The sequence below is a fragment of the Streptomyces cinereoruber genome, assembly GCF_009299385.1.
GTDB classification, from domain to species: domain Bacteria; phylum Actinomycetota; class Actinomycetes; order Streptomycetales; family Streptomycetaceae; genus Streptomyces; species Streptomyces bikiniensis.
Window position 1 is genome coordinate 6,778,467 of sequence record NZ_CP023693.1, and the last position, 13,611, is coordinate 6,792,077.

Here is a 13,611-nt window from a genome sequence, read left to right on the forward strand (position 1 = left end):
GTCCCTTTTCGGTTTTCGGCAAGAGCGCCCCACCGGCCGGGTGGGGCGCTTTTTCGGCTCGTTTCACCCGAACGCGTCACACTTCCGAGCCCGGTAGAGCGCGGGCGCGCTCATTTGGTTACTCTGATGTTCACGGTCGGCCACCGAGGAGACACACCTTCCCCACGGTCGGCCCGGGACTGGCCCGCCACCAAGGCCGCGGTCCCGCCCGACGAACGGCGCCACCGCGACCGCACGGCACTTGTCCTACAGGTAGCGCGACACTAAGGAGTGCGCGGTGACACCCGAACTGACCAAGCAGGAACCGCGACCGACCGAATCCACCGAGCGGCCGCGCCGGAAGGGCGAGCTGGGAAGCCTCGAGGTCTGGGCCCGCTCGGCCCCGATCCGGCTCGCGGGCTACGAGGAGGACCTCGCCGAGCCCCACATCCTGCCGGGCATCGACTGAGCCGACGCCCCGGAGTGATGCCCCCCGGTGCCCCGGCCGAACCCTCGGCCGGGGCACCGGCACGTCCGGACCCCCTCAGGGCTCGCCGACGGGCTTCCGCAGCCGGGTCGGCGGCAGGTACTCCCGCAGCAGGGCCCGGTGCCACCACGCGCCGGTCGCGCGCAGCTCGCGCCAGGTCGTGTAGCGGTAGCGGTACAGCCGGGCGCGGACGTGGACCGGCGGCGCGTCCGGGAACGGGTTGTGGGCGAGCAGCCGCAGGGTGTCCCGGTCGCCGTCGAGCAGCCGTTCCACGAAGGGCCCGAACCACGCGCGCGCGTACCCGGGGGAGAGCGCGGCGAACCACATCAGCCAGTCGAGCCGCAGATGGTACGGGGCGAACTGGCGCGGCAGCCGGCGCGGATCGCCCGGCTTGCCCTTGAAGCCGTACTCGCGCCAGACGGTGCCCTCGTGCGGCGCCGGGTCGTCGGTGCCCTCGACCACGATCTCGTCCCGGACCCGGCCGACCGTGCCGAACGCTCCGTAGCTGTTGACCAGGTGGAACGGGTCGTACGAGCGGTTCATGGCCTGGTTCCGGGAGAGCAGGTTGCGCACCGGGCGGTAGCTGCGGACCAGGACGAGGACGGTCACCGCGACGACCAGGACGACGTACCAGAGCGGCGGGTCCGGCAGCGGACGGTCGCCGGTGAGCGGGGAGGCGTCCACGGCGGAGAGGGCGAGCACGACGGTGATCCAGTTCAGCCAGGCGAAGTTGCCCGAGAGCACCAGCCACAGCTGGGTGACCACCATCAGACCGGCCGCCGCCGTGGCCACCGGCTGCGGGGCGAAGAGGAAGAACGGCACGACGAGCTGGACGACGTGGTTGGCCGCCGCCTCCGCCTTGTGCAGCGGGCGGGGGAGGTGGTGGAAGAACCAGCTCAGCGGGCCGGGCATCGGCTGGGTCTCGTGGTGGTGGTACAGGCAGGTCAGGTCCCGCCAGCAGCGGTCGCCGCGGATCTTGATGAGCCCGGCCCCGAACTCGACCCGGAAGAGCAGCCAGCGCAGCAGCAGGAGCACCGGGAGGGGCGGGGCCGTGTCGTCGTTGCCGAGGAAGACGGCCAGGAACCCGGCCTCCAGGAGCAGCGACTCCCACCCGAAGGCGTACCAGGTCTGGCCCACGTTCACGATCGACAGGTAGAGCGCCCAGAGCACCAGCCACAGGAGCATCGACACCGGCAGCGGCACGGCGTCCCCGGCGCCCGCCACCAGGGCGAGCGCCAGCGCGGCGCCGGTCCACGAGACCGTCGCGAACAGGCGGTCGGAGTAGCGCCAGTGGAAGAGCGAGGGCGTGTGGCGCGGCCGGGTGCGGCGCACGTACTCCGGCACCGGGAGCATGCCGCGCTCCCCGATCAGCGCCCGGAACTGGAGGGCCGCCGACAGGAACGCCACGAAGTACAGTCCGGCCAGACCGCGCTGGAAGACGATCCGGCTCAGCCAGAGGTCGGGCGCCGTGAACCACTCCATCGCCTCCAGTATCGGCCCGGGATCAGCTCCTGACGAGACGCCGCAGGGTCCGGGCGAGTCGGCGGGCGTACGCGCGCTGGAGGAACGGCACCAGGGGGCCGGCGAGCCGGGTGTACCAGACGGCCGGACGGCTGAAGGCGGTGACCGTGAACCGGACGGCGCCGTCCGGTTCCAGCGTCACGAGGAAGGACTCCTCGCCGCACTCCGGATGGCCGGCGAGGGTGCCGTACGCGAAGCCGGTGCGGTCCTCCTCGTACGCCGTCCAGATCACCGCGCAGGGGACGGCGATCCGGAACCGGCCGACGCCCGCCGACACCTCCACGCGGACGCCGGGGCCCGCGCGGTCGGCGTCGGCCGTGAGGCCCGCGCCGGAGCGGCGGTGCATCCGCCAGGCGGTGACGGCGGTGCCGGCCGCCGCGAAGGCGGCCCGGCCGTGGCCGACGACCGTGCTGTACCGCAGGTGGTGGTAGCCCTCGGGGAGCGCTTCGGGGGTGCGGGTGGCGCCGACCTCGCGGTAGGTCGGGCCGCCGGGGTGGTGGCGGTCGGGCCGGGAGAGGTCCTTCAGGAGGCGGGTCATGCCGGGGACTCCGTTCGCGGGTGGGCGGGGGCGGCGGCCGGGACGGCGGGGACGCCGCCGGCGCGCAGACGGCGGCGGGCGAGGAGGGCGCAGACGGCGAAGCCGAGGGCGTTGCCCAGGCCGTGGGTCGCGGCCATCCAGGTCAGGTCGAGGTGGGGGAGGCCGGTGGCCTCGCCGAGCGCCCAGTCCAGGGCGAGCAGCATGGTGGCGGCGAGGACCAGGGCCGAGACGGCGAGCAGGGTACGGGTGGGGCGGTCGGCCGCGAGGTCGCGGCGCTCGCGCAGGGTCAGGACGGCGACCGCCGCCATGCCGGCGGTGAGGACGACGGCGCCGGCCAGCTCGGCCCAGTCGTCCACGAAGTAGCCGATCAGGACGAGCAGGGTGCCGGCGGGGACGCTGAGCGCGGCGAAGCGGGCGGTGGGGCCGTCCTCGGAGGCGCGGCAGACGAGACCGGCGACCAGGGCGGCGGCGAAGCCCGCGAAGTGGAAGTGCGGGACGGTGAGCGCGAGGATGTCCAGGTCGAAGCCGAAGAGCGGGTACGAGGCCCGCTCCGCGACGAGCGCGAGGCCCGCGACCGAGGGTGAGGCCAGGGCGGTCAGGACGGCGACCTCCCGGGGCCGGAGCGAGCGGGTCAGCATGAGCCGGGCCGGCGCCTGGTACGCGAGCGCCAGGGTGGCGAGGGCGTAGACGGCGGCGAGGCCGGCCGAGAGGCCGGAGCGGGGCAACCAGAGGGAGAGCGCCCCGGGGACGGCGAGCAGCGGCCAGGCGCGCCGGAGCCGGTCCAGACCGGGGGGTCTGGGGCCGTCGAGGAGCGAGAGCCCCGTCGGGACCACCCAGAACATCCCGATCATCACGACCGATGCCACCAGGATCGACAGCGCGGTCATGCCATCACCCCCATTTGAACGCGTTCAAGCAACGGTTCGAGCGTAGGGCTTTTCTTGAACGTGTTCAAGTGGCGTGCTCCGGCGGGCGACCCGGTCGGCCCCCCTCCGCTTGCGCGTGCCCGCGCGCTGCGACAGACATGAGGAGACACGAGGGACTTGGCCGGAACCGGGCTCCGGGCCCGGGGGAGAGAAAGTCGGGAGTACCAGGTGCGCTCACCCCTTCGCCGGACGCGGCGAAACCCCACCCCCACCCCCACCTCTACCCCCACCCCCGTCCCTCCCCCCGGCGACGCGATCGCTCCTCGCGACGGCGCGCGTCTCGCCGGGGTCGCGTTCGCCTCCGTCCTGCTGCTCGCCGGCTGTTCCTCCGGCGGGACCGGTGCCGGGGGCGCGGGGCGGCCCGTCGCGGCCCCCGCCCAGGACGTCCTCCTCCAGTCGGCCGCCGCCCCGGGGCCCGACCCCTTCACCGCCTCCACCGTCCGCAACACCGCCCGCCCCTCCGACCCGCCCCGGCCCCCCGAGGGGCAGCGTGCCCGCGAGGTCGCCGGCTCCACCCCGGGCCTCTACGGCGGCACCCGCGCCGTCGGCAGCTGCGACGTCGAACGGCAGGTCTCCCTCCTCACCGGGGACACGAAGAAGGCGCGGGCCTTCGCCGAGGCCGCCGGAGTCCCCGAGGCCGGCGTCGCCGACTGGCTGCGCGGCCTCACCCCGGTCGCCCTGCGCGTGGACACCCGCGTCACCGGCCACGGCTACCGCGGCGGCCGGGCCACCGCCCACCAGGCCGTCCTCCAGACCGGTACGGCCGTCCTCGTCGACCAGTACGGTTCCCCGCGCGTCCGCTGCGCCGGCGGCAACCCGCTCCGCGCCCCCGCCGGGGACCGGGGCGGCGTCTACGTGGGCGTCCCCTGGGACGCCTTCGACCCCGACCACGTGGTCGTCGTCCGCCCGACCGGCACCGTCGTCACCAGCCTGGTCATCGTGAACGCCACCGACCGCAGCTGGATCGAGCGCCGGACGGGCAGCGACGGCGAGGAGGACCGCAAGCCCGCCGTGGAGCCCTCCTGCGACCCGGACGCGTGCATCCTGGAGGGCTCCGGCACACCGGAACCGGACGCCTCCGGCCCGGCCACGCCCGCCCCCAGCACCCCCGACCGCTCCACCCCGCCGGAGCCCGTGCCGCCGCCGCAGGACCCGCCGGTCCCCGACGCCCCGACGGGCCCCGACCCGTACACGGAACCGGCCCCCGACCCGTACACCGACCCCGACACCGAACCCCTCCCCGACCCCTCCGCCGAGCCACCCGTCCCGCCGGACGGGGAGCTGCCGCCCGAGGAACTCTTCCCGCCCGAGCCGGTGCCGGACCAGCCCGACACCTTCGAGGCCTTCGAGGGGTGAGTCCGAGAAGTGGAGCGGATCTTCGTGGTGCGTACGGGCGGGGCTGCGCCTAGCGTGGCCCCATGAGCGCGGGCAACGGGGGCGGGGAGGCGAACGGCCCGGTCCGCCGTGCGCAGGGCGGGCCGCGGAGCGAGTCACCAGGTGGGCCGCCGGACGGGGCTCCGATCCTGTCCGAGTACGGCTCCGCCTTCCGCATGGGCGGCTTCGACTGGGACCTGCTCACCGGGACCATGCAGATGGACGACGCCGCCCTCGCCGTCTTCGACCTGGACCGCGAGGAGTACGACGGACGCCCCGAGTCCCTGGGCTCACGGGTGCTCCCGGACGAGAGCAGCCGCCTCGACGCCCTGGTGGCGCAGGCGCTCAAGGACGGCAGCGACCAGTACGGCGCGTACTTCCGCATCCGCCGCCGCGACGGCCGCCACCAGTGGACCCACACCCAGGGGATCGTCCACCGCGACGCCACCGGTCGCCCCGTGCGGATCATCGGCGTGCTGCGCGACGCCACCCACGAACTCACCGAGTCCGCCGCCCGGCTCGGCCTCGACGAGGGGCGCCGCAAGCGCGCCGGCGTCGTCGAGGGCACCACGGCCGCCCTCGCCCACGCCCGGACCGTCAAGGACGTCATCGACCTCCTCAACGACTCCCACGCCCTCGAACACTTCGGCGCCGCCAGCCTCGTCATGGGCCTCCTGGAGGCGGGCCGCATCCACCTGGTCGCCGAGGGCCCCGAGGGCGCCTTCGTGCCCGGCACCCGCTTCACCCGAGTGGACGAGCCGTACCCGATGAGCGAGGTGATCCGCACCCTGCGCCCCCGGTTCATCGACTCGCCGCGCGACTTCTCCGACTCCTACCCGGTGCTCTGGCCGCACATCAGCGGACTCGGCGTCACCGCCGCCGCCTACCTCCCGCTCATCGCCCAGGCCCGCCCGATCGGCGCGCTCGGACTGCTCTACAGCGACCGGACCGGCTTCAGCGAGGACGAGCGGACCCTGCTCGTCGCCCTCAGCAGCAGCATCGCCCAGAGCCTCCAGCGGGCCATGCTGTACGAGCAGGAGCACGACCTCGCCGAAGGGCTCCAGCAGGCCATGCTGCCGCGCCGGATCCCGGAGGTGCCCGGCGCCCGGACGGCCGTCCGCTACCGCTCGGCCCGGCTCGGCCGGGACATCGGCGGCGACTGGTACGACGTCATCGCGCTGCCCGGCGGCCGGGTCGGCGCCGTCATCGGCGACGTGCAGGGCCACGACACCCACGCCGCCGCCGTCATGGGCCAGCTCCGGATCGTGCTGCGCGCCTACGCCGCCGAGGGCCACACCCCGGCCACCGTGATGGCGCGGGCCTCCGTCTTCCTCCACGAACTCGACACCGAGCGCTTCGCCACCTGCACGTACGCCGAGGTCGACCTCCGCACCGGGGTCGTCCAGCTGGTCCGCGCCGGCCACGTCGACCCGCTGATCAGGGAGTCCGACGGCCGCTGCCGCAGGCTGCCGGTGGAGGGCGGACTGCCGCTCGGACTCTCCGCGGAGTTCGGCCGCCTCGACTACCCGGTCACCACCCTCGAACTCGACCCCGGGCAGACCCTGCTGCTCTACACCGACGGCCTGGTGGAGAAGCCGGGCGCCGACCTCGACGAAGGCCTCCAGTGGCTCTCCTCCCTCGTCCGGCGCGGCCCCGACGACCTCCAGGAGCTCGCCGACCACCTGTGCGACGTGGTCGCCGAGCGGGGCGGCGAGGACGACGTCGCGATCCTGCTGCTGCGCCGCCACGGCACGTACGCCGCGCCGGGGGCCGGCCGGTTCCAGCAGCACGTGGCCCAGAGCGACCCGGAGGCGCTCCGCTCCGCCCGCCACATGATCAGGGCCGCGGTCCGGGCCTGGGGCGCGGGGGAGAGGGCGGACGAGATCGAGCTGGTCGCCGACGAGCTGATGACCAACGCCCTGATGCACACCGACGGCGGGGCGATCGTGACCCTGCGGGTCCTCCCCGGGCCCACGCGGCGGCTGCGGGTGGAGGTCGAGGACCGCTCCAGCGCCCTGCCCCGGCGCCGCGAGGCCGGCGAGGCGGGCGTGTCCGGCCGGGGGCTGCTCCTGGTCGACCAGCTCTCCGACGCGTGGGGGGTGGAGTCGCGGGGCGGCGGCAAGTGCGTGTGGTGCGAGTTCGTCGTGGAGAGCGTCGTCCCGGAGACTTGAGCCTGAGGCGTTCTCCGGAGGCCTGAGGTGTTCTCCGGAGGCCCGAAAAGATTTTCCGGACACCCGCGGCACACAGACGACCGAGGGTATTTACGGAGCGTTAACTGACCGTACTTGACCGTAACTGTCAGTGCGCGATTGACTGCGGTCTCCACCCCTCCGCGCAGGACGTGAGGACACCCGTGACCACCGAGCTCCTGGCCCCGCTGGACCTGGCCTTCTGGCACCTGGAATCCACCGCCCACCCCCTGCACCTCGGTGCCCTCGCCCACTTCGGCCCGCTGCCCGCCGCGCCCGGCGAGGACCCGGCCGACGTCCTGGACCTCCTCGCCCGCCGCGCCGCCGCCGTTCCCCGGCTCCGGATGCGCGTCCGCGACGTCCTCCTCCCCGTCGGCGGCGCCGCCTGGAGCGCCGACCCCGACTTCGACGTGCGCCGGCACGTCCGCGAGGTCACCCTCCCCGGCGCCGACTTCCCCGCCGAGGCCGCCCGGCTCGCCGCCGAACTCATGGAACGCCCCGTCGAGCGGGGCCTGCCGCCCTGGGAGATGTACCTGCTCAGCGGCGCCCCCGACGGCTCCTTCGCCGTCCTCGTCAAGCTCCACCACGCCCTCGCCGACGGCATGCGGGCCGTCGCCATCGGCGCCGGGATCTTCGACGAGATCGCCGCCGGCCACCGCCCCGCGCGCCGCCCCCGCCCCGTCCCCCCGCGCTCCCTGCTGTCGGGACTCCCCGGCCCAGGGCGCCTCCTCGGCCTCGCCCGGGACCGCCTCGGCGACCTCGGCCGGGCCGTCGAGGTCGGCGCCTCCGTCGTCCGCGCCAGCCGCCTCGACGGACGCCCCACCGCCGCCCTCGCCGCCCACTCCAGCGGCACCCGCCGGATCGCCACCGCGACCCTCTCCCTCGACCGGGTCCACCGCGTCCGCCGCACCACCGGCGGCACCGCCAACGACGTCCTCCTGGCCGTCGTCGCCGGAGCCCTCCGACGCTGGTTCGACGAGCGCGGCCTGCCGCTGCCCGGCGCCGACCCCCGGGCCCTCGTCCCCGTCTCGCGCCGCCGCCCCGGCGCCCCGCCCGGCCCCGGCAACAGCCTCTCCGGCTACCTCCTCGACCTGCCCGTCACCGAGCCCGACCCGGCCGCCCGGCTCGCCGCCGTCCGGCGCGCCATGGACCGCAACAAGGCGGCGGGCCCCTTCCGCGGCGCCGGGGCCGTCGCCCTCCTCGCCGACCAGCTCCCCCCGCTCGCCCACCGCTTCGGCGCCCCCTTCGCCTCCGGCGCCGCCCGCCTCCTCTTCGACCTCCTGGTCACCCAGGTGCCGCTGCCCCGCTCCGCGCTCTCCCTCGGCGGCGCCCCGCTGCGCGCCCTCTTCCCCATGGCGCCGCTGGCCCGGGGCCAGTCCCTCGCCGTCGCCATGTCCCCGTACGACGGCCGGGTCCACATCGGCCTCGTCGCCGACGGCGCGGCCGTCCCCGACCTCGACGCCCTCGCCACCGCCCTCACCGCCGAACTCGACCTCCTCGACCCGCCGGGGGACGACGACGCGAGGGCGTGACGCCCCCGGGGCACGACCCTCGCCGGAGACCGACGCCCCCGGGGCACGACACCCCCCGCCGGGCAACCCCTAGACTCCGCCGCATGCTGCGCGTACTGGCCGTCGACGACGAGGAGCCCGCCCTCGGGGAACTGCTCTACCTGCTGCGCGCCGACCCCCGCGTCCGCACCGCCGAGGGCGCGGGCGACGCGACCGCGGCGCTCCGCAGGATCGGCCGCGCCCTGGAGTCGGGGCCCGACGGCGAGGACGCCGTCGACGTCGTCTTCCTCGACATCCACATGCCCGGCCTCACCGGCCTCGACGTCGCCCGGCTGCTCGCCGGCTTCGCCCGGCCCCCGCTCGTCGTCTTCGTCACCGCGCACGAGGGCTTCGCCCTCCAGGCCTTCGACCTGAAGGCCGTCGACTACGTCCTCAAGCCGGTGCGCCGCGAACGCCTCGCCGAGGCCGTCCGCCGCGTCCACGAACTGGTCCACGCCACCACGGCCCCCACCCCCACTGCCGCGCCCGAGCAGATCCCCGTCGAACTCGGCGGCGTCACCCGCTTCGTCCCCGTCGACGACATCGCCTACGTCGAGGCCCACGGCGACTACGCCCGCCTCCACACCGACCAGGGCAGCCACCTCGTCCGCATCCCGCTCTCCGCCCTGGAGGAACGCTGGGCGGACCGGGGCTTCGTCCGCATCCACCGCAGCCACCTCGTGGCCCTCGCCCGGATCGACGAACTGCGGCTCGACGGCGGCGCCACCTCGGTGCGGATCGGCGACACCGACCTCGCCGTCAGCCGCCGCCACGCCCGCCAGCTCCGGGACCTCCTGATGCGCCGGGCCGACGGCTGACCCACGCGCCCGCCCGCGCCCGCCCGCACCTCCGTCGCCGCAGGTCTACCGCCGTACGACCCCGCTGCGTAGACTCCACGCGTCCCGGGCCGCACCGCCCGCGCACCACCGCGAAAGAGCCCGCGAGAACCGTCCGAGGTCGAGAGATGCCGGAGCGGACGCCGATGTCCGAGCACCACCCGCCGCGCAGACCCCGGCGCGAGACCGTCACCTACGCCTCCGCCCACGGCGCCGCCGGCGCCCCCGGCCCCGCCGGACGCCGCCCCGCCCACCCACCGGCCCGCTCCGAGATCGACGAGCAGACCACCCTCGGGCACACCTACGTCCGCTCCCTGATGCGCAGCCAGCTCCGCGCCGCGCTCACCGCCCTCGGCGCGCTCGCCCTGCTCGTCGGCTCCCTGCCGCTCGTCCTCGCGCTGCCCGCCCCCGAGGCCCTGGTCTGGCTCGCCCTCGGCGTCGGCGTGTACCCGGTCGTCTGGGGCATCGCCCACTGGTACGTCCGCCGCGCGGAGCGCAACGAACGCGACTTCACCGGCCTCGTCGAACGATGACCCCCTCCGTACGGACGCCCGCATGAACCAGACCCACGCCGTCGTCGCCGTCACCGCCGTCGTCCTCGCCACCGTCCTCATCGGCGCCCTCGGCCTGCGGATCTCCCGCACCACCTCCGACTTCTACGTCGCCTCGCGGACCGTCCGGCCGGGCCTCAACGCCGCCGCCATCAGCGGCGAGTACCTCTCCGCCGCCTCCTTCCTCGGCATCGCCGGACTCGTCCTCGTCCAGGGCCCCGCCATGCTCTGGTACCCGGTCGGCTACACCGCCGGCTACCTCGTCCTGCTGGTCCTCGTCGCCGCCCCGCTGCGCCGCTCCGGCGCGTACACCCTCTCCGACTTCGCCGAGGCCCGGCTCGAATCCCGGCGCGCCCGGCGGCTCGCCAGCCTCTTCGTCGTCGGCATCGGCTGGCTGTACCTGCTGCCGCAGCTCCAGGGCGCCGGGCTCACCCTGGAGATCCTCACCGGCGCCCCCGACTGGGTCGGCGGCCTGCTCGTCGCCCTCGTCGTCACGGGGACGGTCGCCGCCGGCGGGATGCGCAGCATCACCTTCGTCCAGGCCTTCCAGTACTGGCTGAAACTGACCGCCCTGCTCGTCCCCGCCCTCTTCCTGCTCGCCGCCTGGCACGGCGACGGGGCGCCCCGCGCCCGCTTCGACGCCCCCGCCGTGCTGCGCGACCACACCGTCGTCCGGGTCGCCGACACGGTACGGATCGGGCTCGACGCCCCGCTGACCGTCACCGTCACCGGCCGCGTCGACTCCGTCCCGTACACCGGACGGACCGTCACCCTCGGCCCCGGCACCCACCACGTCCTCGGCGGCACCACGCTCGCCTTCGCCCCCGGCGCGCCCCTGCCCGAGCGGCTGGCCGGCGGCACCGACCCCCTCGGCTGGTCCCAGCCGCTGGCCGGCGGGCGCGACGGACACCAGCTGTACGCCACGTACGGACTGATCCTCGCGACCTTCCTCGGCACCATGGGCCTGCCGCACGTCGCCGTCCGCTTCTACACCAGCCCGCACGGCCGCGCCGCCCGCCGCACCACCCTCGTCGTCCTCGGGCTCGTCGGCGCCTTCTACCTCCTGCCGCCGCTCTACGGCTTCCTCGGCCGGATCTACGCCCCCGAGCTGGCCCTCACCGGCTCCGCCGACGCCGCCGTCCTCGTCCTGCCCGACCGGATCCTCGGCGGGCTCCCCGGCGACCTGCTCGGGGCGCTCCTCGCGGGCGGCGCCTTCGCCGCCTTCCTCTCCACCGCCTCCGGGCTCACCATGTCCGTCGCCGGGGTCCTCACCCAGGACGTGCTGCCCTCCCGGGGCGTCCGGCACTTCCGGCTCGCGACCCTGCTGGCCACCGCCGTCCCGCTCGGCGTCGGGGTGGTCGCCTCCAAGGTGCCGGTCGCCGACGCCGTCGGCCTCGCCTTCGCGGTCTCCGCCTCCTCCTTCTGCCCGCTGCTCGTCCTCGGCATCTGGTGGCGGCGGCTCACCCCGCCCGGCGCGATGGCCGGGCTCCTGCTCGGCGGCGGCTCCGCCCTCGCCGCCGTCATGGCCACCCGCGCCGGACTCGCCCCCGGCGGCTGGCCGCACACCCTGATGGCCTGGCCCGCGGTCTGGTCGGTCCCGCTCGGCTTCCTCACCATGGTCCTGGTCTCCCTCGCCACCCCCCGCCGGATCCCGCCCGGCACCCCGGCCCTCCTCGCCCGCCTCCACCTCCCGGAGGAGATCACGGGGACCGTCCCCGCGCAGGAGACCCGTCCGGACTCCCGCCCGCCCCACCGGCCGGACCCCGGCCCGGCCCTCCACCCGGACTCCCGTACGGCCCTCCGTACGGACCCCGGCCCGGCCCCCCGGCCGGACTCCCGTCCGGGCCGCCGCCCGGATTCCCGCCCCGGCCCCCGTCCAGGAGCGCGCCGATGAGCGGCATCGCCCTCGCCGCCGCGGTCGCCGCCGGGGCCGTGCTGCTCGCCGTCGGCTTCGTCCTCGGCCGGTTCGCCGCCCGGCGCGGGGGCCGGGACGCCGACCCCGACCTCGGTACGCCCGTCGAGCGGGCCACCTTCCACACCCTGCACACCGCCTCGCTCGCCGCGCCCCCGCTGCGCGCCGGTCTCACCGAGGAGACCGCGCGCAGGGCCGCCCGCACGCTCCGCTCGCTGCTCGGCACCGAGGCGCTCTGCCTCACCGACCGGGGCGCGGTCCTCGCCTGGGACGGCCCCGGCGAGGACCACCACCGCGCGCACGTCCCCGCGCAGGCCGCCGAGACCCTGGAGACCGGCCGCAGCCGCTCCGCCGACTCCGGCTGCGCCGACCCTGTCTGCCCGCTGCGCTGGGCGGTGATCGCCCCGCTCACCGGCGAGGACGGGGTCCTCGGCGCGCTCGTCGCCTACGGCTCGCGGGAGTCGGCCGTCCTGGTGCGGGCCGCCACCGAGGTGGCCCGCTGGGTCTCCGTCCAGCTCGAACTGGCCGAGCTCGACCGCTCCCGCACCCGGATGGTGGAGGCCGAGATCAAGGCCCTGCGCGCCCAGATCTCCCCGCACTTCATCTTCAACTCCCTCGCCGCCATCGCCTCGTTCGTCCGCACCGACCCCGAGCGGGCCAGGGAACTCCTCCTGGAGTTCGCCGACTTCACCCGCTACTCCTTCCGCAGGCACGGCGAGTTCGCCCAGCTCGCCGACGAACTGCGGTCCATCGAGCAGTATTTGGCGCTCGCCGGGGCCCGGTTCGGCGACCGGCTCAAGGTGACCCTCCAGATCGCGCCCGAGGTGCTGCCGGTGACCCTGCCGTTCCTCTGCCTCCAGCCGCTGGTGGAGAACGCGGTCAAGCACGGCCTCCAGGAGCGCGAGAAGGGCTGCCGGGTCACGATCGCCGCCCGGGACGCGGGCGCCGAGGCCGTGGTGACCGTCGAGGACGACGGCATCGGCATGGACCCGGAGCTGCTGCGCGCCGTCCTGCGCGGGGAGCACCCGGCGGGCGCCGGCATCGGCCTCTCCAACGTGGACGAGCGGCTGCGCCAGGTGTACGGGACGGAGTACGGCCTCGTCATCGAGACGGGCGTCGGCGCCGGGATGAAGGTGACGGTGCGGATCCCCAAGTACCGTCCCGGGGTGCATCCTTCGGCCCCGTGAGCCCCGGCCGCGAGCCCGGTCGTGAGCCCGGTCAGCGCAGGTGGAGCGAGAGGTGCGCGAGCGGCAGGCCCAGCTTCCAGGCGGGCAGCCAGATCTGCTCGTCCTCGTCGACCGGGCACCCCGGGTCGGCGTCCGCCCGGCCGTCGAGGTCGGCGGCGAGGATCCAGGTGTCCCGCAGCCGCCGCCACGCGGTCTCCGCGAGCGCCAGGTCGGGCCCTTCGCCGCCGGCCGCCCGCCGCTCGGCGAGCCGCTCCTCGACCCAGGGCGGCCAGGGCCGGTCGTACGCCGTGTGCCGCAGCCACTCGTCGATCCGGCCGGCGGGCGGCCGGTCCGGGTCCTCCGCGAGGTGGACGGTGAGGGCCAGGGCCCGGAGGCCCGCCCGGTACTCCAGCGAGCCGGGCGCGACGAGCGCGGCGGCCCGCAGCACCTCGTCGGCCAGGTACTCGGCGCACAGCCAGGCCATCGGGACGGCCAGGCCGCCGCTCGTGCCGCCGGCGCCGTTCGTGCTCTCGGGCCGCAACGCTCCCACCTTCTCCCGGACATGACCGCGCGTGAGGGGCC

The 13,611-nt window shown here is 75.6% G+C and carries 12 protein-coding genes; 8 read left to right on the plus strand and 4 right to left on the minus strand.

Features of this window, described 5'->3' with window-relative positions:
* Nucleotides 1-277 precede the first annotated feature (277 nt).
* A complete protein-coding gene (locus CP977_RS34270; RefSeq protein WP_163013712.1) occupies nt 278-448 on the plus strand; it encodes a hypothetical protein in 171 nt (56 codons plus the stop codon).
* A gap of 75 nt (nt 449-523) precedes the next feature.
* Here CP977_RS34270 and CP977_RS30480 read toward each other — a convergent pair whose 3' ends face one another.
* From CP977_RS30480 to CP977_RS30490, 3 genes are read right to left on the minus strand one after another with little or no spacing between them, the layout of a single operon-like run.
* Nucleotides 524-1,948, minus strand: coding sequence for a lipase maturation factor family protein (locus CP977_RS30480; protein WP_152371188.1), 1,425 nt, complete (start codon nt 1,946-1,948; stop codon nt 524-526).
* 22 nt (nt 1,949-1,970) lie between these two features.
* A complete protein-coding gene (locus CP977_RS30485) occupies nt 1,971-2,525 on the minus strand; it encodes a DUF1990 family protein (protein WP_062759774.1) in 555 nt (184 codons plus the stop codon).
* Nucleotides 2,522-3,403: a YndJ family protein gene (locus CP977_RS30490; RefSeq protein WP_152371679.1), complete on the minus strand. Its 882-nt coding sequence runs from the start codon at nt 3,401-3,403 to the stop codon at nt 2,522-2,524. The genes CP977_RS30485 and CP977_RS30490 overlap by 4 nt, the downstream gene beginning before the upstream one ends.
* Nucleotides 3,404-3,619: 216 nt before the next feature.
* On the opposite strand from CP977_RS30490, the gene CP977_RS30495 reads away from it, so the two are divergent.
* From CP977_RS30495 to CP977_RS30525, 7 genes are all read left to right on the plus strand, one after another.
* A complete protein-coding gene (locus tag CP977_RS30495) occupies nt 3,620-4,807 on the plus strand; it encodes a DUF6777 domain-containing protein (RefSeq protein ID WP_229991776.1) in 1,188 nt (395 codons plus the stop codon).
* Nucleotides 4,808-4,869: 62 nt separating this feature from the next.
* Entirely contained in the window at nt 4,870-6,996 is a 2,127-nt protein-coding gene (locus CP977_RS30500; protein ID WP_152371189.1) for a SpoIIE family protein phosphatase, read from the plus strand.
* A gap of 182 nt (nt 6,997-7,178) precedes the next feature.
* Nucleotides 7,179-8,546, plus strand: a complete 1,368-nt coding sequence (locus CP977_RS30505; RefSeq protein ID WP_104860337.1) for a wax ester/triacylglycerol synthase family O-acyltransferase — start codon at nt 7,179-7,181, stop codon at nt 8,544-8,546.
* 83 nt (nt 8,547-8,629) lie between these two features.
* Nucleotides 8,630-9,382, plus strand: a complete 753-nt coding sequence (locus CP977_RS30510; protein WP_062759775.1) for a LytR/AlgR family response regulator transcription factor — start codon at nt 8,630-8,632, stop codon at nt 9,380-9,382.
* Nucleotides 9,383-9,546: 164 nt separating this feature from the next.
* Complete coding sequence (locus tag CP977_RS30515; RefSeq protein WP_183953261.1) at nt 9,547-9,933, plus strand: DUF485 domain-containing protein; 387 nt, start codon at nt 9,547-9,549, stop codon at nt 9,931-9,933.
* Nucleotides 9,934-9,955: 22 nt separating this feature from the next.
* Nucleotides 9,956-11,845 (plus strand): sodium:solute symporter family transporter, encoded by a 1,890-nt coding sequence (locus CP977_RS30520; RefSeq protein WP_229991778.1) that lies wholly within the window; start codon nt 9,956-9,958, stop codon nt 11,843-11,845.
* A complete protein-coding gene (locus tag CP977_RS30525; RefSeq protein WP_109184622.1) occupies nt 11,842-13,050 on the plus strand; it encodes a histidine kinase in 1,209 nt (402 codons plus the stop codon). Before CP977_RS30520 ends, CP977_RS30525 begins: the two co-directional genes overlap by 4 nt.
* A gap of 31 nt (nt 13,051-13,081) precedes the next feature.
* On the opposite strand, the gene CP977_RS30530 is transcribed toward CP977_RS30525, so the two are convergent.
* Nucleotides 13,082-13,570 carry a hypothetical protein gene (locus CP977_RS30530; RefSeq protein ID WP_062759779.1) on the minus strand — a complete coding sequence of 163 codons (489 nt, stop codon included), beginning with the start codon at nt 13,568-13,570 and terminating at the stop codon, nt 13,082-13,084.
* Nucleotides 13,571-13,611 lie beyond the last annotated feature (41 nt).